The following is a 22,727-nucleotide window of genomic DNA, read 5'->3' on the forward strand; positions in this document are numbered from 1 at the left end:
TTTTTTAATTTTGGATTATCCTTTTTCAGCTCTTCGTATGCTCTGATCTGTTCTTCAACTTTCCCATACTCACCTGCTGGATACATCAAGCAGAGCCACTTGAATAAATAGTTGAGCAGTGGCTTCTTTACCTCAAACTTTAATGTTTTGCGGTTTCGGTACAGATAGGATCCAAGTATGAGGTATTCCTCCGCGCAATTCTTCATAACCCCACTGCTCGACACCGCCCTTCATCATCTACAAACCCGAACTGATCCGCCTCTGCAACGCCGTCTGCGAAGTCGTTGCAACCCATTGACCTGCTCTGACCCACCTGCTTCGGAACGGCTTTTTCATACGTTGCCTCCCTCAGAGGGCTGAAGTTCCGCTTTGGCGGCCGTCCATTTTTTGTCCTCATTTTCTGCAGGAATCCAAACAACGATCCGGCCGATACATACCAACCCTTCATATATGACAGAGTATAAAGTGCAGTTTGTTACGAACCCGCGTCGCAAAAGCCCCCTGTCGATTGATTGAAAAGCTTTCAAACCTCCCCATAACGTCATCATTCTTTACGGGAAGCACAAGCCTATCCATCAAAACATCCCCTGATTTTTTACCCGATAATCCTCAATTATTTCAACAGTATATAACATACTGCTATATGAACATGTAAAAATCCTTTGACCTTCACATAAAATCCTGCAATAACAGAAAACAGTTTAAGGCATACTGTATCAGGAAATCTACAGACATGACACCGAAAGAAGCCATCGGGAAACTGGCCGAAATCCAAATCGGCTACCAATTCCGCTCCAAGCCGAAAGCCGACGAAAACGGGAGCGTAAAGCTGATCCAGATTAAGGACATCCTCCCCGGCCGCAACGGAATCCATTCTGATTCAGCCCTGCGATTTGAACCGGAGCGGAATCCGAATAAACAGCTGCTTCAAGAAGGTGATGTACTTTTTATGGGCAAAGGCACCGCGCCGTTTGCCTGCCGAATCATGAAACTTACCGGCCCGACCGTGGCCGGCGGCATGTTTTTTATCCTGCGACCCGACACGCAGCGGATCCTGCCGGAATATCTGTCCTGGGTGCTGAACAACAAGCAGACACTGGAAAAGCTGAAAATCGCCTCCGGAACCGGCGTTGCGATGCCCGTGATCCGACGGAAAGAACTGGAGCGGCTGACCATCCCCCTGCCTCCGCTCGAAAACCAGCAACGGATCGGCGAGATCCAGGCCCTGAAAGAATTAGAGCAAAACCTGATGAAAGACTTGACCAAACAGCAACAGCTGCTTGCTGACGGAATTTGTAAAAAACTGATGGAAGGGAAAACCGATGAGTGATCAACAGATTAAGAATGAGATTTTCAATGTGGTGTGGAGCGCCTGCGACACGTTCCGGGGCACGATCGATCCGAGCACCTATAAGGATTATATCCTGACCATGCTGTTCGTGAAATACTTGAGCGATGTGCGCAAATCCAAACTTCTCGAATACGAAAAGCAGTATAAAGGGGATAAAACCCGGATCGAACGGGCCATGCGGCACGAGCGTTTCACCATTCCCGAAGACTGCACCTTCGACTATCTCTACGGGAAGCGCAACGATCCGGAAATCGGGCAGACGATCAACACCGTCCTCGAAAAGATCGAAGATGCGAACAAAGCCAAACTGCACAATGTGTTCCGCAACATTGACTTCAACAGCGAAGCCAACCTCGGCAAACCCCGCCAGCGGAATGAGCGGCTCAAAAACCTGCTCGACGATTTTAACTCCCCAAAACTCGACCTTCGCAAAGAGCGGGTCGGTCATATGGATATTATTGGTGATGTCTATGAATATCTGATTGCAAAGTTTGCCTCGCAGGCCGGTAAAAAGGCGGGCGAATTCTACACCCCGGCCGAAGTATCCGAAACCCTGGCCCGTCTGATCGAACCGAAAAAAGGCGACCGTATCTGCGACCCGACCTGCGGTTCGGGATCGCTGCTGATTAAAGCCGCAAGACAGGTCGGCTGTAAGGATTTTTCGCTCTACGGGCAGGAAATGAACGGCGCCACCTGGGCACTGTGCAAAATGAACATGTTCCTGCACGAAGTGGACAGCGCCCGCATTGAGTGGGAAGACACCATCCGCGAACCGCAGCTGCTCGAAGGGGACCACCTGATGAAGTTCGATGTGGTGATCGCAAACCCGCCCTTCTCGCTCGACAAATGGGGCCAGGAAATGGCAGCGACCGACCGGTTTGAACGGTTCGGCCGCGGCATTCCGCCCAAGAGCAAGGGCGACTGGGCGTTTATCATGCACATGCTCGCCACCGCCGTAGAAGGTAAAGGCCGCGTCGGCGTGGTGGTTCCCCACGGCGTGCTGTTCCGCGGCGCGGCGGAAGGCAAAATCCGACAGGCCGTGATTGAGGAAAACCTGCTGGCGGGCGTAGTCGGCCTTCCGGCCAACCTGTTCTACGGGGCGGGTATTCCGGCGGCCCTACTGATCTTCGACAAGGCGCGCAAGCCGGGCGGCAAAGACGACGTTTTCTTTATCGACGCCTCACGCGAATTTGAACAGGGCACCAATCAGAATGTGCTCAAACCCGAGCACATGGATAAGATTGCAGAAACTTTCCGGAAACGCGAGGTGAAGGAGAAATACAGCTATTCCGCAACCTTTGATGAAATCAGGGAAAACGATTTCAATCTGAACATTCCGCGCTATGTCGACACCTTCGAACCGGAACCGGAAGTGGATATCCCGGCGGTGCAAAAAAAGATCGCGGATCTGGAAAAGCAATTGGCCGGGGTGCGAACGAAAATGGATGGATACTTAAAAGAGTTAGGCTTTCGGGAGAATTAACCGCGAAGGAACGCAAAGAGCGCAAAACAGATTCCGAGCATTGAAAGGGTATGTTCAAGAGGCAGGAAAGATGATGGCCCCCGGGGAATCTTTACATATAGATTTTCAAATGTAATGATATCGAATAAAGATTACATATAAAGCGAATCAGGTCAGGAACCATACCGATGAAAAGAGCCATCCAGGGCGAATACCAAGTCATTTCGACCGTTGGAGAAAAGGCCACGGCCTTTATCCCGGCAAACCTGCCGCCAACGCCGCCGATTGAGTGGAGCCCGGCACTGCGCAGCCGCTTCGATGAGGCCTTGCTGGCACTGGGGCGACTCGATAGCGTCACCCTCCTGCTGCCGGACGTTTCCCTTTTTCTCTATACCTATGTACGCAAGGAAGCCGTGCTTTCCTCGATGATTGAAGGCACGCAATCCTCCCTCTCTGACCTGCTGCTTTTTGAACTGAAAGAATCTCCCGGAGTCCCGTTCGACGATGTGAGAGAAGTCAGCAACTATGTCGCGGCGCTGGATCACGGGCTGAATCGACTGCGAGAGGGGTTCCCGCTATCCCTCCGCCTGTTGCGGGAGATGCATGAATGTCTGTTGAAATCAGGGCGCGGCAGCCGGAAAACCCCGGGGGAATTCCGACGCAGCCAAAACTGGATCGGAGGAACCCGCCCCGGCAATGCCGTGTTTGTGCCGCCCCCGCCCGAACGGGTGGCCGACTGCATGGGGGCGCTGGAAAAATTTCTACACGACGAGCCAGCACCGGCTTTACTGAAAGCTGCGCTGGCCCACGTCCAGTTTGAAACCATCCACCCCTTTCTGGACGGCAACGGACGGCTCGGGCGACTGCTGATTACACTATTACTGTGCGAAGCGGGCATCTTAAAACTGCCCATGCTCTATCTCAGCCTCTATTTCAAAACGCACCGGCAAGCCTATTACGAATTTTTGAACCGCGTCCGAATCGATGGCGACTGGGAAGTCTGGCTGGATTTCTTTGCCGAAGCCATCATCGAAACCGCAACCCAGGCGGTCAGCACGGCGCAGCGGCTGGACGCGCTGGCACGGCAGGACCGAGAACGGATTCAGGCGATCGGGCGGGCCGCCGGTTCCGCGCTGCGGCTGCACCACGAACTTCAGATCCGCCCCGTCACGACCTCCCGTGCGCTGGAACAGGCCACCGGTCTGAGCCACGTCACTGTCAACAAAACCCTCGACCGCCTTTGCACACTCGGACTGGTCAGCGAACAGACCGGAGCCCGGCGCAACCGAATCTTCAGCTACACCGAATACCTTCGTATCTTAAACGAAGGCACCGAACTGCCGGGAGACGGGGCATGAAAATACGCATCCGAACATTAAAAAAAACGAAACTCGGAATAGACTGGAAACACGCAAAACTCCAAGGACTGGAAGAATTTATCCACAGATGAACGCAGATCGACACAGATTCCCCGAACATTGGAAACCAATAACTTTTAACGGACCACGGATATGACGACCGACCGAAATGAAAACAGACCGGGCTATAAGGAAACCAAGATTGGGTGGATTCCTGAGGAGTGGGAGGCAGTAACGGTCCGAGAAAAAGCCACAAAAATTGGCAGTGGTATTACACCAAGAGGAGGAAAAAGCGTTTATTTGGACGAAGGCATTCCCTTCATCCGAAGTCAAAATGTTCAAGCAGGATATTTTGAACCCAAAGATCTTCAATACATCTCCAACGAGCAAAATGACAAGATGGCCTCTTCAGAAGTGAAGCCTAAGGATATTTTATACAACATTACTGGAGCCTCAATTGGCAGAGCATGCCTATTTCCTACTGAAATCGGAACAGCCAATGTCAACCAGCATGTCTGCATTGTAAGACTGAAGGCAAACGAGTGTAACCCCTCATTTGCAGTTCGGGTGATGAATAGTGACATTGCCAAAAAGCACTTATATGAAAACCAAGCCGGAGGGGGACGCGAGGGCCTAAACTTCCAGAACCTCGGAAATTATAGAATCCCCCTCCCCCCTCTCCCCGAGCAGGAGAAGATTGCGGAGGTGCTGGGGTGCTGGGATGAGGGGATCCAGACCTTGGAAGATTTGATCGAGCAGAAGCGGCTGCGCAAAAAGGGACTGATGCAGCAACTGCTGACCGGTAAAAAACGGTTACCCGGTTTTTCCGAGGATTGGAAAACTGTAAAACTGGGAACAATTGCGAGCATTCCAAAAAAGCAGAAACTTGAATCAGTAGAAGGTAAATCTCTTCTCACCGTAAAACTGCATTGCCTTGGCATTGAGAAGAATGAAAACACCCGGCCCAAGTTATCAGAAAAAGGGCGCCCCTATTTTAAGCGAATGGCCGGCGAATTTCTTATTGGCCGCCAAAATTTTCATAACGGCGGATTCGGAATTGTTCCTAAAAGCCTAGACGGGTTAATCGCATCAAACGCCATTACAACGCTCAAAATTGACCAGACAAAAGTGTGCAAGAACTTTCTCCTAATGACATTCTCCAACCCCGACTATTACAAACGTGTAGGTCACAGGATGGACGGCACAGGGCAAAAAGAGCTGTCTGAGAAGGAAATCCTGACGCTAGACATCCCATATCCCCCGCTCGAAGAACAAAAAGCAATCTCAGCGGTGCTGAGAACGGCAGATGAGGAGATTGCACTGCTGGAAGCGGAGCTGGATGCGCTACGGAAGCAGAAGAAGGGATTGATGCAGAAGCTGCTGACGGGGGAAGTGCGGTGCCCGGAGTTCCGGACAGCGGTTTAACGAAATTATTTCACCACAGAGAGCACAGAGGACACGAAGGAATATTGAGCATGAACCTGCCGATTCAATTGCATTACCGCGCAAGCTTTGATGTAAGCGAACCTTATATTAAAGGCGAGCTGTGGTCTGACTGCACCAAGGAAATCAGAAAATGGATCTCCCGTAAAATTGGTCGGCCACAGCGGGGAGATTCTTTCTGGAGGGGCTGGTTTTTTCGCGGAGGCGAGTGGAACCATCCTCAGGATAAAGCCACCACAATTCGTACCGGTGCGCTGACGGGATCCGGCACAGAAACCGCGCCGCAATTCTGGGCGTTGCGCTATCGGCACGCAGACAGGAGCTGCAGCCACCGGATGTGGCAGACCGACATTGGAATCACTGTTTTGGATGACAACCGCCTGCGTTTCAATATTCAGGTCGGGCATTATATGCGGGCCAATTTTCTGGGTGAAATGCCCGCCCTGCCTGAGCCAACTGCCCCGGGTATTGTGCAGAGCCTGCTGAAGAATAACCGCTGGCGGTGCATGGCGGGAAGCCAGGATTTGTTATCTGAGCCGGAGACCATTAAAGCCGGACAAGTCGAGCAGGTGGTGAAGGCCCTCAAAAACAAGGAACGCACCTGCCCTGTTATTCTCGTATCAAAAGAGCGCGACAACACACACCCCCTCATCAATGCAGCAACACTACAACGCCTGACGGCGGGTGCCGCCAGCGTATATTTATTGGAAACCGAACAGGTTGAAAGTGAGTTTGAGTTTTGGGCGGCCAATCGCTACCGATGCAACCAGGGCATGGTACGGGCTTATCTTCCCGGGCTTGATTTTAGTAATGAGCATGATGCCCAACGCCATCGCTATTTTTTCCCCCGCCAGATTTCCGAAGAAGGCGCAGAATCTGTCATTCGGCAACTGGTGCGGATGTGCTGCCGCTTTGCCCCCGGCGCAAAGGCCAGAGTATTTTTTCACTGGAGGAACTGCACAGTGTTGCCCGTGCCCATCGACTGAATGAGTTGAGAGAAAACAAGACGGATGGAAATCAGGACGAGTGGATCAAACTCCTGGAAGAAACGAATGAGGAACTGGAAAACGAAAACCGTCAATTGGAAGCGGAACGAAATGCGCTGCAGACACAGGTGCAGGAACTGGACGATGAACTGAGCAATGGTCAATATGAAGTACGATCCGCAAAGAAGGAAGCTAAGCGCCTTCGCACCCAGGCCAGCCAGATGCAAACAAAGCTACAGGCACTCGAAGAATTTACCACCCTTCCGAGTACCCTGTCCGAAGTTCTCCAGAAAATCGGCAATCTTCACGCCGATAAAGTGGTTGTCATCGATCGGGCTCTCAAATCCGCCGAAGAATACAAAGGATTTAAGGATCTTCATAAAGCATGGGAATGCCTATGGGCAGCTTCAACTGAACTCTACAATCTCCATTTCGATGAAGCGGGTGCTAACAACATTGAAATGGATTTTAAGAACCGAACCGGATTTGATCTCTCTCTGAAAGAAGGTCGTATGACGCAGAACGACCGAGATCTGATGCGGCTGAGGCAAGTTCAGCATAATGGAAAAACACTCGACATCACCCCGCATGTAAAATGGGGAAACAAAGAACCAAAATGTCTTCGGGTTTATTACGCCCCCTGCCCTGATGAACAGAAGATCATCATCGGCCATTGCGGTCCGCATCTGGATAACCGGACCAGTTCAAAAATCAAGTAGTAAGGAAGTCACAATGGAAAAGACAATCAATGTGTATTGCGACGAGAGCTGCCATCTGCCGAACGATGAGTCGAATGCCATGGTGCTGGGCGCTCTATGGACATACAAAAGCCGAGCGGCGGAACATAACGCAGCCATTGCGGCCCTGAAAAAGAAACACGGGTTGTCGCGCTACTTTGAAATAAAATGGACGAAGGTGTCCGGCGGAAAACTCCCTTTCTATCTGGATCTGGTCGATTATTTTTTTTCCCAGCCGGCTATGGGATTTCGGGCCTGGGTGATTCCCGACAAATCCATTCTGCGGCATGAGGATTACAGGCAGACGCACGATGACTGGTACTACAAAATGTATTTTTATCTGCTGCGCAACCTGATCTGGCGCGATCACCATTATGAGATCTACATGGACATTAAAGACACGCGCAGTCGCAAACGCCTCCAGGAAATGCAGGCGTATTTGCACAATGCAAAATACGATTTTTCGCGCGATATGATCCGCAATATTCAGCATGTTCACTCACATGACATCGGCCTCATGCAGCTTTCCGATCTCTTAATCGGAGCACTTTCCTACAAATTCCGAAAACAAACAGGCAGCACGGCCAGGCTGCAGATTATCGAACGCATCAAAGAAAAATCCGGACACCAACTTGAAATGAACACCCTGCCCTCGGAGAAAAAATTCAACCTCTGTATCTGGACTCCTAACAGCGGAGGGTTTGAAAATGCCTGATTGGCTGCCGGAACTGCTGAACGTCGATCCTTGGAACGGGCAGACCTACGACATGCTTTATCATATCTTTTGCCGCGATATACGGAATGGGCGTCTGACCTATGACGGACACCGAATATGGTTTTTCCGCGATATGGATGACGGTCGAGAGGAGCTCTTCTGGCATCTCACTTCCAGGGAAAACAAGCCGAAACCCATCCCCCGCCGAAAACAGCGACACTACCCCAGAGGACAAACGCACGAACCGGAAACGATAGAGCGGTATCCGGATCTGCGCCGATGCGAGCGGCTGAACTGGGTGAAGCCGCTGACTGAACACACGACCGAACCGGAAGTGCTGGCATGGGACTACGAAGAAGGCAACGGTACCATCAAAACCTACGTCTGGATCAAAGACTACGATTTCGTGGTTATTATGAAAAAATATCCTGACGGTGGTCGGCGGCTGATAACCTCATTCTACGTGGACAGCGAATACACGAAACAGGATTTTGAGAGGAAATATGCAAATCGTGAAAATTAAAAAGGTCCGCTCAGACGGCGGACCCATCTCCTTCAGCTCTTACACCCGTGAAGGATGGCCAATGAGTTCCTGCAAGTTACCTCAAATTATTTGTTTGTCAACCTCACTTTCAGTTCGCTGTGCCGAGGCCAATTAATGGAGCCGTATGATGTCAGAAGAACTCCCGAAATATGAAGCGACCCCAAGCTACCTGGAGGCGGTGCAGTCACAGTTACCGGCCCTGCAACTGCTCATCAACATGGGCTGGACATATCTGAGCCCGGAGGAGTGTGTGGAGCTGCGCAACGGGCGGCTGAGCACGGCCCTGCTCGAACCGGTGCTGCTTGAGCACATCCGGGAAAATTGCCGGTATGATTTTAAGGGATGCACACATGCATTTTCCGAAAACGCGATCCAGGCGGCGGTGCAGGAACTCAAAAATATTCAGGCCACCGGGGCGACGTTCCAGAATGAGGAGGTTTACGACCTCCTCTGCCTGGGAACGAGCCAGCCGCAGACAGTCGAAGGCGACACGAAGAGCTTTGATCTGAAATTCATCGATTGGCAGAACCCGGAAAACAACAGCTACCACTGCACGGCGGAGTTTAAGGTTGAGCGGGTCGGGCAGTCGAAGCACTATATTCCCGATATTGTGCTTTTTGTGAATGGCATTCCCGTGGTGGTGGCGGAATGCAAGCGGGCGGCCTATACCGATCCGAACAAGAAGCCGATTGATCTGGCGATTGCCCAGCTCGGGGATTATCAGCAGAGCGACGGCATCCCGCAGGTGTTCCTGACCTCGCAGCTTTTGCTGGCACTGGCGCGCGATAAAGCGGAATACGGAACGACAGGCACCCCGCGCAAGTTCTGGAGCCGGTGGCGCGAAGAAGGCATTGATGATGAAATCCGGGATCTGATCGGCATCACACTGCCGGATGACCAGCAAGTAAAACTGCTCGATGGACCGTTTGCCTCCAACAAACACGCATTTATGAAATTGCTCAAGGAAGGCCGCTTTGTCTACGAGCAGGATCGAACCCTTTACGGCATGTGCCGGCCGGACCGGTTGCTGAGGCTGATATTTCAGTTTATCCTCTACGACAACGGACTGAAAAAGATTGCCCGTTATCAACAATACTTCACCGTGATCGATATTCTAAAGCGGGTGACCGCCGGGCCGGAAGGCGAACCGCGAACCGGCGGTGTGGTCTGGCATACCCAGGGCAGTGGAAAATCGCTTACGATGGTGATGTTGGCAAAGGCACTGGCCTTGTCGGAAAAGATCAGGAATCCGCGCATTATTCTGGTGACCGACCGTATCGACCTGGACGATCAGATTTACGGCACATTCAAGGCGTGCAACCTGAAGGCGGAACAGGCGCGCACCGGCTCACACCTGATTGAGATGCTGCAGGACGGAAAGCGGCACATCATCACCACGCTCATTAATAAATTTGCGGCAGCGACCGCCCGGTCTTCTATTGAGGTGGACCATAATACCTTTGTGCTGGTGGATGAAAGCCACCGGAGCAATTACAGTGAACACCATGCCCGCATGAAACTGGCGCTTAAAGGTGCCTGTTTTATCGGCTTTTCCGGTACCCCGCTGGCCAAAGACCCGAAAAAGAACACCTTTGCCAAGTTCGGCGAGATGTTTAAACCGCCCTACACCATTGCGCGGGCCGTTGAGGATAAAGCGGTACTTCCGCTGATTTACGAGGCACGGCACGTTCCCCAACCGGTGCAGAAAGAGGCTATCGATGGCTGGTTTGAACGGCTGACAAGCCATCTGACCGAGGCCGAACGGGCCGACCTGAAAAAGAAGTACTCATCCGAAAAACAACTGAATAAGGCGGCGCAGAAAATCCGGATGGTGGCCTGGGATGTGAGCCTGCACTATGCCATGGCTTATCAGGGAACCGGCCTGAAAGGCCAGCTGGTCGCTCCCGATAAGGAAGCGGCCCGGCTCTATAAAAAAATGCTGGATGAATTCGGCATGGTGACCAGCGAAGTGCTGGTTTCCGGTCCCGGCACCCATGAAGGCGAAAGTAAGAACCCGGAAGCCAGTGCTGAAGAAAAAGCGTTCTGGACGGCCATGATGGATCGATACGGCTCCGAACAGAAATACAACAAACAACTTATCAATGCCTTTAAAAAGTCCGAGGAGCCGGAAATCATCATTGTGGTGGATAAACTGCTGACCGGATTCGATGCACCCTGCAACACCGTGCTTTACCTGGCCCGGACCCTGAAGGACCATACCCTGCTGCAGGCCATTGCCCGTGTAAACCGCCTTTACGAGGGCAAGGAGTTCGGACTGATTATGGACTACAGCGGGGTCATCGAAAACCTGGACGAAGCCATCGATTTTTATACTCACCTTGCCGACTACAAACACGAGGATCTGGTCAACACCGTCTCCTTTATTTCCGACGAAACCAAAAAGCTGCCGCAACTGCATTCCGACCTTTGGGAATTGTTCACTTCTGTAAAGGGCAGTACAGACACTGAAGTTTATCAGGAGCATCTGCGCGATGATGAGCGTAGAGCAAAATTCTATGAACGATTCAGTGCATTCGCGCGGGCCATGGCCCTGGCACTCGCCTCAACGACGTTCCTTGAACAGACGGAGGAAGAGCAGATCAATATCTACAAAAAGGATCTGAAGTTTTTCCGCAACCTGCGTGCCGAAGCCTCGATCCGGTTTCAAGAGCGGGTTGATTTTTCGGAGTATGAGCCGAAAATCCGAAAACTGCTTGATACGCACGTTGGAGCCGGTGATGTGGAGCAGCTCATCGAACCCATCGACCTGCTGAATACCGAACAACGCGAAGAAGTGCTGAACAAAGAGGGCCGGAGTGCGGAATCCAAAGCCGACATGATTGCCTCCGCAACCCGGCACACCATAGAAAAGGAGTTCGAAAAAGATCCGGCCTTTTTCACCAAATTTTCCAAGCTGCTGGAAGACGTATTAGAAGCTCTTCATGAGAAACGTCTGAAGGCCGCGGAAGCGTTGGCCCAAATTAAGGATATTGCCGTCAAGGTGGCCACGCATACCGGTGATGATGTGCCCGAGCAACTGGTCGGACATGATATGGCTCGGCGCTATTACGGTACCGTACAGGAAGAAATCAAAGAATACGTCACCGCCAAACCGGATGCAGGTGCAACGATTGCTCTTGAAGTGGTGAGGCGTCTGGAACCGCACAAAGTGAGGGACTGGACGAATAACACCGATGCGCTCAATGCGATGCGCCGCGAAATCGATGACATTTTTTTCGAGGTTGCAGATGAATTCAAACTGAAATTTCCGCTGGAACTGCAGGACAAGCTGATCGACAAATGCCTGGAAATTGCCATCGCCAATGAAAAGTAATGCGCAACATGAGTATATTTTGGCGTTCGGTAACCGACGGATTCCCTATCGTCTGGTACGCGAAGAGCGCAAGCGTTACCGCATTACGATTACACCGGATATGCGGGTAACGGTGTCGGCCCCCAAACAGGCAACGGACGCACAGATTGAGACCATGCTGAATGGCAAAAAAAGGTGGATCGTTCGAAAGCTCGATCTCGTCGAATCGTTCATCCCCCTGCCCGCCCCCCTCCGTTATGTGAGCGGGGAAACGATCCGCTATATAGGGAGGCAATACCGACTTAAAGTCGAGAGCAGCGAGCAGTATTCCGCCAAATTGAAAGGGAAATATCTCGAGATTTGCGTGACCGACAAAAACGATTTCGAAGCCATCAAGGGGATGGTTGACAAGTGGTATCAAACACGTGCGGAAGAAATCTTCAAACGGTATATGGCTACGTGTGAAAAAATTGCCGGCCGGCATGACATTCCTCCTGCAACGTTTGTTCTCCGCAAGATGCAGACACGCTGGGGAAGCTGCAGCAGCAAAGGGCGCATTATCTTAAACACTCATTTGATTCAGGCACCTGTTCATTGTATTGAATATGTAATCATGCACGAACTCTGCCATCTCAAACACCACAACCACTCACCGGCCTTTTACCGCCTGCTCACCCGATGCATGCCGGACTGGAAACAACGGAAAGCGCTGCTGGATCGGATTGCGTTGCCACAAAGCTAACTGGAGAAACGTTCCATTTCTCACAGAGTGGATGAATCGTATCTCCGTCTGGCTTCTACCATCAATTGTAACGATTCTTTTGATCCGGTTGTCGTACATAACCGAACCGTCATTCCACCTTTTCTCCGGAAAGTTCAGCAACAGCTTTCCGGAAAGGCGGAGAGGTGTAAGATTTGCAACCAATCCCATTTACTAAAACATTCCGGTCTTCACGACAGCGTTATTCCGCGCAGCGACGCAGAGCAACTGTGTCATAACTCAACCTTTATTTCTGCTTTTCTAAGTTCGGACTGCATGTGGATGAGCATTTTCCTCATCCCTGCGACCATTGCACATTTATAGGGTTTCCCGCGCGATTGGAGTCCATCGGTATAGGCTTTGATTACAGGATTATACATCGCTGCAGTTCTGGTCGCCATATACAGAGCTTTTCTGACCTTCGCACGCCCGCCTTTGATTTTTCGTTTTCCTTTAAATCTGCCGCTGTCTCTGTTGTAGGGGGCAACGCCGGCGAGAGCAACGAGTTCATTTCTGCTGAGCATCGTGATTTCACCGAGGAAGGCCATGATCATCCATGCGCTAACTTCGCCAACGCCTTTGATGGCAGTGAGACAGGATAAACAGGCCGACAGACTCTCATCGGATTTGATCAGTTCCCGGATGCGCTTCTCAATGGCTGTGATTTCTTTTTTCAGGACATTGAGCATGCGTTTGATAGAGGCATGGATGAAGTCGGGGGAGTTCCGGATCCGGTTCTTTTCCCGTGCACCCTGTTCTTTAAGATGATCGCGGAACCATTTATGACTGAATTTCTCTGCGTCCTCAGCCTCTGAGAGGGATCAAATTTATACCGAAGGATAATTTTAACGTTTGGTATAATTCGCGCTTTTCAACAATTCCGACGAAACAGATTCTCAAAAAGAAACCCTCGCAACCGACTGATTACGAGGGTTTTAAAATGGAGCCGGCGGTCAGAGTCGAACTGACGACCAACGGATTACAAATCCGTTGCTCTGCCACTGAGCTACGCCGGCAGGGGTTTTCCAGTGACTGGAAAAACGAAGCGCGAATTATGCGAATATTCGGGGGTGAGTCAATCCCGATTGGAAGAATTATTCTGCGCGGTCAAAAGGTCAATTCCTGTGAATCGTGTACTATTTTTTACTTAGTTCCGGCGCCTGAAAATGATACTGATTTCGTCTTACTTCCGCGATGAAAGGATCGAAGATGGAAATGAATTCGGAAAAGACGTGGCGTTGTTCAATCTGCGGTTATCTGCATTATGGCGATCAGGCACCGGAAACCTGCCCGATCTGCGATGCCAAACCGGAGGATTTTAAGGAGATAGAGACGACGGTCCGGCCTGAACGCAGAAATCCGGGACATGAACGGGTGGTGATTATCGGGGCCGGTATTGCCGGGGTTTCGGCGGCGGAGACGATTCGAGAACACGCCCCGGATGCGGAAATTATTCTGCTTTCTAAGGAGAAGGGCCTGCCCTATTGGAGGCTGAACCTGACGCGTATGCTGGCGGGGGATTTTCAGGACAAGAATCTGCCGCTGCATGCGGCAGCATGGTATGAAGAGCGGAATATTGATCTGCGCGACGGTGTATCGGTCACCCGAATTCTGCTGACAGAAAAAGCGGTTGAACTGGAGTCCGGCGATACCATCCAGTTTGATAAACTGATTGTTGCCACGGGATCGCACCCGTTTATTCCGCCGATTCCGGGAGCGGATCTGGATCATGTTTTTGCGGTACGGACGGCTGATGATGTGCGCCAGATCCTGAATGTCATTCATGAGGGTTCGCGGGTGGTCTGCATCGGCGGGGGTATTCTGGGGCTGGAAACGGCGGCGGCACTGGCAAAACAGAAAACGGATGTGACGGTACTGGAGTCGTTTGATTACATTATGCCATTACAGCTCAATCCGGAAGGCAGCGAAGTGATGCGGGCGCATCTTGGCCGAATGAATGTGAAGGTGGTGACCCAGGCGCAGGCGGACTGCCTGATTGGCGATGGTCATGTGACGGGGGTTCATCTGAAACGTGGACAACTGATTCCGGCGGATGTGGTGGTGATCACTGCGGGAGACCGGGCCAACTCGGAACTGCTGGAGGACGCCGGGCTGATGGTGAAAAAGGGCGTGCTGGTGGATAATTTTCTGCGGACGTCGAATCCGGATATCTATGCGGTGGGGGACGTGGCGGAACACGATGGTGTACGCTACGGCGCCTGGGCTCCGGCGATGTATATGGGTAAAATTGCGGGAATGAATGCGGCCGGTGTTCCGACGGAATTCGGCGGCATCCCGCGTTCGCACATGATTAAAGTGGTTGGAAAGCCGATGCTCAGTATCGGGGTGATTACTCCGGTCGACGGCAGCTACCGGATGATTGAGGATTATGCCGATGGCGGTTACCGTATGTTCATGCTGCGCGACGGCCGGTTTGTCGGCTGTCTGCTGCTGGGCAAGATGAAACTGCTTAAACCGGTTCGTAAAGCGATTCAGGCGCGGCTGGATCTGAAGGCCATGCTCACCTCTGAAACCACAGCTCAGGATATTGCGGACTTTCTTACCGCCTTCTAAACCACACCGTCAGACCCCGTTTTTTCACACATTTAAATGTATGAAAAAATATCAGGGCCTGATTTAAATATTTTTTTAATTTCACACATTTAAATGTATGAAACCTATAAAGACCGGTTCAGCACCTCGGCCAACCGCACCTTAGCTTCTTCCAATCGCTGCAGCAGCATGTTGTGCACCGCCGTACTGACCTCTTCGAATTCGGCCCGGCTTTCGATAAGCCGGTCGAGTTCGGTCTGCATATGGTCGAAATCGCATTCATCCACACTTCCTGCTGAAACGTGGTCGAACATGGTCAGAAAATTATCCACCTTGCTGCCGCGGCTGATTCCAATGATCGGAACGTGCAGCACCGAGGCCAGAATCAGCAGATGCAGCCGGCTGCTGATGACGAGGTCGAGTTTCCCGGCAATGGCCAGAATTTCGCCGGGGGTCCGTTTGCCGCCGATGACCACGGAGTGCACTTTATTCTGCATCCGTTCGCGCATGGATTCCATCAGCGGCGCATCGGTTGCGTGGTTCATGGGCAGGAAAATAATCCGGTAATCGCGGTCGGCCAGCTGATCCATAAATTCGATGAGTTCATCTTCATGCACGAGCTGACGTTGAGCAGATATACACAGGCCGATCTTCCGGGCGGATGATGCGAGCACCGCCTGGGCATCGCGCGTCAGACGGATCTGCTCCCAGGGCGCGGGCTGGAGCAGTTCGGCGGAATCGGCACCGACGATCACATCGGGTACGTGCCCGCAGTGCTGAACCGCATTCAGCGTTTCCGGATCGCGCAGCACCACCAGATCGCAACGGTTCAGTTCTTCGACAATCTTATTACGGGCCCGGGTCTCGCGCTTTTCCTCCAGGCGCCGGATAAAGTTGATGCGATTGAACGTAAGGCCGCTGAGCAGGCGCAGCAACAGCTGTTTTTTCCCGGGCAGCACTTTATAGAGGTAGGGATTGAGCTCGTCGTTCATGCCGACGCCCCACAGTACGGTTTTTGTTTTATGGCGGTGAGCAATCTCCAGCATCGCGAGCGGAATTTCGGGATAGTCTGAAAGCCCGGTTGCACCGGCCCAGATAAAAATATCCGCACGCGCTATTTCCTCTTCCATCTGCCGGGGACTGTAGGCAGGCTGAAAACCGAACAAGGGGACCGTCCGGACGCCCAGTCGTTTTTCGGTCTCCTGCTGACTGTCGGTGCTTACGGTGATGGAACATCCGGGCGCAAGCTCTTTCAGCAATCCGACCACGCATTCAAGGATTGCCTCATCACCCACATTATTTCGGCCGAACGGAACGCCACCCAGCAGGATTTCAACCTTTTGCATGCGCTCCTTGTGCCATGCAGATCAAGCTTTTAAAAGCCCGCTTTGCAACATATTCTCCTCACATGCATAATTATCCGAATCTTGGCAAACTGATCCTCGGCAGCGCATCGCCACGCCGAAGCGAACTGCTGGCGTCTCTGGGCGTGAAGTTTGAGGTCCGTATTCCCGACATTGACGAAACCCCTGTGGCGAACGAAGCACCCCGCACCTATGCCGAAAGAATGGCAGCGGAAAAGGCGGCGGCCGTTCCTGCGGACTCCGACGAAACCGTCATCGCTGCAGATACCATTGTCGTACTGGATGATCAGATCCTCGGGAAACCCCGGGACAGCGACCAGGCATTTGATATGCTTTCCGCTCTTTCCGGCCGCACACACCAGGTCATCACGGCGGTCGGCATCCGCAGGGGAAAAGAGATGAACGTTTTCTCCGTGACGACGCAGGTTATTTTCCGAATACTGGCAGAACAGGAAATCATAGATTACATTGCATCCGGCTGTCCGATGGATAAGGCGGGCGCATATGCGATTCAGGGTGGAGCCCTTCATATGGTAAAAGCAATATCCGGATCATACACCAATGTGGTCGGTCTGCCCCTTTGCGAAGTCCATGAAGCATTGATTTCACTTTAACAACAGCATTCTTATAGCTCATAGTATGTGAATACAAATCCGAAAAAATGGCAGCGGTTAACTCAATGAACAGATTCAGCGTGATTTTTGCAGTATCCGGAATTACGGGGGCCGTCCGGTGTGCAGATGCGGCGGAAGTGGCGGATGCCGGATTATTGCAGGCCGGCATAACCGGCCCCGTGCTGCTTTCCATATGTGCCTTTTTCATCACTGCACTGCTGATCCGGGTGAAAAAACTTCGCTCTGCTCTTACCGAAAAAACCGAAGCATTGAACAAAAGTGTAAATCATATTGAGCTGATGGGAGATCATCTGCCGAATGTAACCATCTTCCAGCTGATGCAATCCAAAGATGGAACGTATGCATTCACTCACCTGAGTCAGGGATGTGAACAGATCCTCGGACTGGATCACGAGCAGATTCTGGCCGATGCCCGCCTGATCTACGACCACGTTTATGAAGACGATCTGCCCAGTCTGAACGCGGCGCTTGAGGCCTCCCGTACCGGCTCCTCCATTCAACTTGAACTGCGTGTGCTGGATAATGATGGAAATCTTAAATGGCTGTATATCAGTGCCGTACCGAATCATGAAAAAGACAAACTGATCTGGGACGGATTGATACAGGATATCTCGTTGAACAAGCGCGTTGAGGATGCCCTCATAGAGGAAAACCGGAATTTTCAGAATCTGTTTGAAACCATTGACGATCTACTGCTGGTCTGCGACCTCGAAGGACGCCTTCTGCACACCAACCCGTCTGTCAGTAAACGGCTGAATTATTCACGTGATGAACTCCGGGAGATGAGCATCTTTGAACTCTATCCGGAAGAAGCACGCGACGAAGTCTACCGAATCATGGCCTACATGCAGACAGAACGTTCAACCACGGCCAATATGCCGTTACAGATCAAACACGGCGGCTGTATACCGGTTGAAATGAGCATTTTTCAGGGATTCTGGAAAAACCGCAAGGCGGTTTTCGGTGTTGCCCGCGATATTGCCGGACGGCAGCAGGCCGAAAATGCGCTGCGCAAATCCCAACGTATGCTGCAGCTGATTATGGACTCCATTCCCATGTCGGTTTTCTGGAAAGACAAAGATTCCATCTATCTTGGCTGCAATAAAACCTTTATCCGGGAATGCGGGCTGAAATCGCTTGATGATGTTGTGGGCCAGACGCCTTATGACCTGTTTGATCCCAAACAGGCCCTGTCAGTCGTCGAACGCGACCAGGATGTTATTCGGAATAACCATCCGATCTATAATTTCACGCAATCCCATACCCGCGCCGACGGCAGCATCGGATGGCGGGAAATAAGTAAAATCCCTCTGAGGGACGAAGAAGGCCGCGCCGTTGGAGTTCTCGACGTCTGGCGCGATGTCACTGAACAGAACCGGGCCGAAGAACGGCTCAAGCGAACGCTCGAAGATATGGAACGATTCAATCAGCTCATGCGCGGCCGGGAGCGCAGAACTCTGGAACTGAAAGCCGAAGTGAATGTGCTGCTTCAGCAGCTCGGCCAGTTTAAAAAATACCGAACCACAACGGAAGACCTCTGATGAAGGATCGACCGACTAATCGATATGGTACATTTATTCTGGCCGCCGCTGTATATGTGGCCGGTGTAATTCTGTTTTCACTGTGGTCCTTCAATGCACACCGCCGCGCACTGCGCAACTATGTTGATAAAGCGCTGGTCGATGCGGCATTCGCACTGGAGGAACTTCTGGACAGTGACAAACTGACTGAACTTGAACAGAACGTGAGTGCGGGGAACTCCGACTTTTTAGCCACCAGCGCGCAGCTTGAACGTGTCGCCATGCATGGGAACTTCAGTGCGGTACTCGCCGGGACTGTACAGCATAAGCATATCAATATCGTCGTATCAGGATCGTCGGAGAGCCGCTCGAAACACCGCAGTCTTGCACACGAACTGCTGCTGACCGAAAAACTGGAAAAGCGGATTCTGCAGATGGCCTCTGCCGGCCGCCATGCCACGGAAATGTTTACAACAACGCATCCGGCCTTCGGAAAAATCCGCTATGCTTTGATATACAACCCCGATACTCCGGAACATGGCCATCTTTATGCGGCTGCTCAGGAGAGCCGGTATATCGAACAGCAGATCGGCAGCCAGCTGTTGCGGATGGGTATTGCCGCCATCGGTATGCTCCTGCTGGCCATTCCGCTGATCACACTTTTCAGCCGGACACAGCGCCTGGCGGCACAGAATCTGGCGGAGCTGAACGCCCATCTGCAGAACGATGTTGAAATCCGGCGGGCCCGTGAAGAAGAACTGAAGGATGCTATCAAGGACCTTGAGCGCTTTAATGCCGTTACGGCCGAGCGCGAATGCCGCATCATCGAACTCAAGGCCGAGGTTAATGCCCTGCTGAAAGAAATGAACCGCGATAAACGCTACACGATCGATAAAATTGACTGACCATGGACGCACCGAAAATAAAATTTCCTGAAATTAAAAAACGGCTGGGCCGCATTTTTGCAGTCATTTTTTCGCTGATTGCCATGGGCTTTGCGGTGGCTGTTTATCTGATTATGCGCTCCGGCAGCTCAAACACCCCCTGGCTGATTACGCTGGCAGTTATCATGGTCATCGTCCTCGGTTATACCCTCGGTCGTCTGATCGGAGGAGGCCTGGAACGCGACGAATACGAACGCAACTCTGAAATCCATGATAATCTCAAAGTCGTTCATGAGCTGATCAAAGCCAACGAATACCTCGAAACCGAAACGCTCGATCTCAAAAAACACCGCAAGGCTCTGCTCAGTATCATGGAGGATGCCGAGCGTTACAATGAAGAGCTGAAACACGAGATCATTGAGCGTAAACGCCTCGAGGCTGAAGCCGCCCGGGCGCGCGATAACATGGACCTCATCCTGCATGGCGGTGACCTCGGCTACTGGGACTGGGACCTGGAGAATAACACCTATACCTTCAATGAGCGGCTGGCCGTCATTCTGGGCTACCGTCTCGAAGAACTGCCAAACGATATGGACTGGCGCAAACAGCTCACTGAACCGGAGGATTATGAGGCCATCCAGAACAGTATGAATCTTCATTTAGACGGAAAAGCCGACACCTACAACTGCGAGTACCGTATTCATCGGGGTCCCGAAGACTGGATCTGGGTACTGGACCGCGGGCGCGTTATTGAACGTAATGAACAGCAGCACGCTATACGGATGGTCGGTACGCTGCTCGACATTACCGATCGCAAAGAATATGAACTTGAAATGAAAGAGGCGAACCGCCTTCTCGACAAACGCAGTCGTGAACTGGAGGAAAACCAGCACATCATCATGGGCATGATGGAAGATGCCAACGAAGCGCGCGAAAGTCTTGAAAGCGCAAACCGCCAACTGCTCATTGCCCGCGAACGGGCCGAAAAGGCAACACAGGCCAAATCGGACTTTCTGGCGTCCATGTCCCACGAAATACGGACTCCGATGAACGGTATCATCGGCACAGCCAGTCTGCTATATGATACCGCACTCAACCCTGAACAGCGGGAATACCTCCGTATCATCCAGACCTCCGGCGACGCCCTGCTCACCCTGCTTAACGACATTCTTGATTTCTCTAAAATCGAAGCCGGCAAACTCGACCTTGAACTCCAGCCGTTCGACCTGCGCGAAACCTGCGAGCACATCACCGAACTGCTCACTCCAACCGCTCTGGAAAAAGGGATTGATCTCATCCTGCGTTTTTCACCCAACACCCCGCCCTTCGTGGTCGGCGATGCCGGACGCATCCGCCAGGTACTGATGAACCTTGCCGGTAATGCGCTTAAATTCACCCGCAAGGGATACGTCTATATCAATGTGGAAGCCGTTGCCGGTACTGAAAAGGAAACCACCATCAATTTCACCGTATCCGATACCGGAATCGGCGTTTCACGCGAAGATCTCCCCCAGCTGTTCCAGAAATTTTCACAGGGCGATTCATCCACCACGCGCGAATTCGGCGGAACGGGCCTCGGACTGGCGATCTGCAAACAGCTGGTCAGCCTCATGGGCGGAAAAATCGGTATGGAAAGTGAGCTCGGTAAAGGATCAACATTCTGGTTCCGCCTCAACCTGCCTGTTGCCAATCGCTCGCGGATGTCTGAAATTGACAAATCCATTTTCAAAGGTGAACCGATCATGATTGTCGACGAAAAGAAAATCATGGGTCAGTCACTTTCCGAATGGATGAGCCGCTGGGGGCTGAATCCTGAAGTTTCAAGCTCCGTTGATGACGCGGCACAGCGTATTCGCGAGGGCAGCCACCGCATTGTTCTGATTGAAGAACATCTCGCCTACGACACCGAAAACCCGCTTTTCACCCAGCCTGAATTTGAGAAACTGGGAAAACTGATTGTCTGTTCGATCACCAACCGCGACATGCGCACGCTCACCGGCGCCGGCCTGGCCAACAATCTCGTGAAACCGATACGGCTCGGCAACCTCTTATGGAAAATCGCAGAAATTCTGGGCTATCAGCTGGGCACGCTGGCGATGCATCCGCCTAAAACCGTCAATGCCCAACCCACCGTCGAACTCTCCACTATCAAAAGCGCCGGCACACGCCGTATCCTCGTCACCGAAGACAATATTGTTAACCAGACGGTCGCCAAACGCATGCTCGCCAAAGGAGGATATGAAGTTGATGTGGCTGAAAACGGGGAGATTGCACTGAACAAGATTAAAGAGGGAACAAGGTATGATCTCATCTTCATGGACTGCCAGATGCCCAGAATGGATGGGTATGAGGCTTCCCGCCAAATCCGCAAATTAGAAGAGGATTCCTCTACTGAATCACATGTACCGATCGTGGCCCTCACCGCCAATGCCATGCAGGGCGATCGGGAAAAATGCCTCAGCGCCGGGATGGATGACTACATTCCGAAACCGGTCAAAAAAGAAGCCCTTTTTGATATGATCAACCGCTATATCGATTGAGCCGCCGAAAACACTATTTCTTCAGTTTACACTGCTTGCACTGACTACGCTCATGCCCATGCGCTTTACAGAAATAGCCCTCGGCATTTTCCATCCAGCTGGCATCAAAACGCGCACAGTGTTTGGTATATTCCGCAAACTGTACAAAACGCTGCAGAATATGATCCGGAATCGTGTGCTCCATAGAGCAGGCAAACTCTTCGGCTTCTTCGGCTTCGATTCCGAGCACCTGCTTGAAAAAATCGAGCAGCGCTTCGTGTTTGACCGCAATTTTGGAGGCGACTTCCCGGCCCTTTTCTGTAAGTGTGGCCGAGGCGTAAGGGGCATAATTGACCAGTCCTTTTTCGGCAAGCGATTTCAGCGCACCGGTCACCGACGCAGCACGAACCTGCATTTTTTCGGCAATATCCTTCGGTCGCGCTTTTCCATCCTCTCGGGAAAGAAAGAAAATCGTTTCGAGATAATCCTCTAGACTGGCACTGAGTTCGGGGGTCTGCATGCTCGCATTCATACCAGAACCTTCACTTTAAGCTCAACCTAACTTTTTTATTTTCTCCCCGGC

General features: G+C 51.9%; 18 protein-coding genes and 1 tRNA gene. 15 read left to right on the top strand and 4 right to left on the bottom strand.

The window, feature by feature from the left end; translation table 11 throughout:
- Positions 1–733 precede the first annotated feature (733 nt).
- From EGM51_13045 to EGM51_13090, 10 genes are all read left to right on the top strand, one after another.
- Positions 734–1,330: a restriction endonuclease subunit S gene (locus tag EGM51_13045; GenBank protein ID QBG48273.1), complete on the top strand. Its 597-nt coding sequence runs from the start codon at positions 734–736 to the stop codon at positions 1,328–1,330.
- Positions 1,323–2,834 (top strand): type I restriction-modification system subunit M, encoded by a 1,512-nt coding sequence (locus EGM51_13050; protein ID QBG48274.1) that lies wholly within the window; start codon positions 1,323–1,325, stop codon positions 2,832–2,834. Before EGM51_13045 ends, EGM51_13050 begins: the two co-directional genes overlap by 8 nt.
- A gap of 167 nt (positions 2,835–3,001) precedes the next feature.
- Positions 3,002–4,171 carry a Fic family protein gene (locus EGM51_13055; GenBank protein ID QBG48275.1) on the top strand — a complete coding sequence of 390 codons (1,170 nt, stop codon included), beginning with the start codon at positions 3,002–3,004 and terminating at the stop codon, positions 4,169–4,171.
- 153 nt (positions 4,172–4,324) lie between these two features.
- Positions 4,325–5,596: a restriction endonuclease subunit S gene (locus EGM51_13060; protein ID QBG48276.1), complete on the top strand. Its 1,272-nt coding sequence runs from the start codon at positions 4,325–4,327 to the stop codon at positions 5,594–5,596.
- A gap of 50 nt (positions 5,597–5,646) precedes the next feature.
- A complete protein-coding gene (locus EGM51_13065) occupies positions 5,647–6,600 on the top strand; it encodes a hypothetical protein (protein ID QBG48277.1) in 954 nt (317 codons plus the stop codon).
- A gap of 5 nt (positions 6,601–6,605) precedes the next feature.
- Entirely contained in the window at positions 6,606–7,319 is a 714-nt protein-coding gene (locus EGM51_13070) for a hypothetical protein (protein ID QBG48278.1), read from the top strand.
- The gene (locus EGM51_13075) at positions 7,249–8,052 is read left to right on the top strand and encodes a DUF3800 domain-containing protein (GenBank protein QBG48279.1); all 804 of its coding nucleotides are present in this window, start codon (positions 7,249–7,251) and stop codon (positions 8,050–8,052) included. Before EGM51_13070 ends, EGM51_13075 begins: the two co-directional genes overlap by 71 nt.
- A complete protein-coding gene (locus tag EGM51_13080; GenBank protein QBG48280.1) occupies positions 8,045–8,575 on the top strand; it encodes a hypothetical protein in 531 nt (176 codons plus the stop codon). The genes EGM51_13075 and EGM51_13080 overlap by 8 nt, the downstream gene beginning before the upstream one ends.
- A 145-nt stretch (positions 8,576–8,720) precedes the next feature.
- Positions 8,721–11,930 (top strand): type I restriction endonuclease subunit R, encoded by a 3,210-nt coding sequence (locus EGM51_13085; GenBank protein ID QBG48281.1) that lies wholly within the window; start codon positions 8,721–8,723, stop codon positions 11,928–11,930.
- Positions 11,920–12,651: a M48 family peptidase gene (locus tag EGM51_13090; GenBank protein ID QBG48282.1), complete on the top strand. Its 732-nt coding sequence runs from the start codon at positions 11,920–11,922 to the stop codon at positions 12,649–12,651. The genes EGM51_13085 and EGM51_13090 overlap by 11 nt, the downstream gene beginning before the upstream one ends.
- A 251-nt stretch (positions 12,652–12,902) precedes the next feature.
- Here the strand turns inward: EGM51_13090 and EGM51_13095 are convergent, their stop codons facing one another.
- Positions 12,903–13,358, bottom strand: a complete 456-nt coding sequence (locus tag EGM51_13095) for an IS110 family transposase (GenBank protein ID QBG48283.1) — start codon at positions 13,356–13,358, stop codon at positions 12,903–12,905.
- A gap of 252 nt (positions 13,359–13,610) precedes the next feature.
- A tRNA-Thr gene (locus EGM51_13100) sits at positions 13,611–13,685 on the bottom strand.
- A 178-nt stretch (positions 13,686–13,863) separates the two neighbouring features.
- Here EGM51_13100 and EGM51_13105 point away from each other — a divergent pair.
- Positions 13,864–15,243, top strand: a complete 1,380-nt coding sequence (locus tag EGM51_13105; protein ID QBG48284.1) for a pyridine nucleotide-disulfide oxidoreductase — start codon at positions 13,864–13,866, stop codon at positions 15,241–15,243.
- Positions 15,244–15,347: 104 nt separating this feature from the next.
- Here EGM51_13105 and EGM51_13110 read toward each other — a convergent pair whose 3' ends face one another.
- A complete protein-coding gene (locus EGM51_13110; GenBank protein QBG48285.1) occupies positions 15,348–16,568 on the bottom strand; it encodes a hypothetical protein in 1,221 nt (406 codons plus the stop codon).
- A 62-nt stretch (positions 16,569–16,630) separates the two neighbouring features.
- Between EGM51_13110 and EGM51_13115 the strand changes: the two genes are divergently transcribed.
- From EGM51_13115 to EGM51_13130, 4 genes are read left to right on the top strand one after another with little or no spacing between them, the layout of a single operon-like run.
- Positions 16,631–17,200, top strand: coding sequence for a septum formation inhibitor Maf (locus EGM51_13115; protein ID QBG48286.1), 570 nt, complete (start codon positions 16,631–16,633; stop codon positions 17,198–17,200).
- A 47-nt stretch (positions 17,201–17,247) separates the two neighbouring features.
- A complete protein-coding gene (locus EGM51_13120; protein ID QBG48287.1) occupies positions 17,248–18,762 on the top strand; it encodes a PAS domain S-box protein in 1,515 nt (504 codons plus the stop codon).
- Positions 18,762–19,646 carry a hypothetical protein gene (locus tag EGM51_13125; protein QBG48288.1) on the top strand — a complete coding sequence of 295 codons (885 nt, stop codon included), beginning with the start codon at positions 18,762–18,764 and terminating at the stop codon, positions 19,644–19,646. Before EGM51_13120 ends, EGM51_13125 begins: the two co-directional genes overlap by 1 nt.
- Before the next feature lie 2 nt (positions 19,647–19,648).
- On the top strand, positions 19,649–22,165 hold the full coding sequence (locus tag EGM51_13130) for a hybrid sensor histidine kinase/response regulator (GenBank protein ID QBG48289.1): 2,517 nt from the start codon (positions 19,649–19,651) through the stop codon (positions 22,163–22,165).
- 13 nt (positions 22,166–22,178) lie between these two features.
- Here the strand turns inward: EGM51_13130 and EGM51_13135 are convergent, their stop codons facing one another.
- Positions 22,179–22,676, bottom strand: a complete 498-nt coding sequence (locus EGM51_13135; GenBank protein QBG48290.1) for a metal-dependent transcriptional regulator — start codon at positions 22,674–22,676, stop codon at positions 22,179–22,181.
- Positions 22,677–22,727: the final 51 nt, after the last annotated feature.

It is taken from the genome of Verrucomicrobia bacterium S94 (genome assembly GCA_004299845.1).
GTDB lineage: Bacteria > Verrucomicrobiota > Kiritimatiellia > Kiritimatiellales > Pontiellaceae > Pontiella.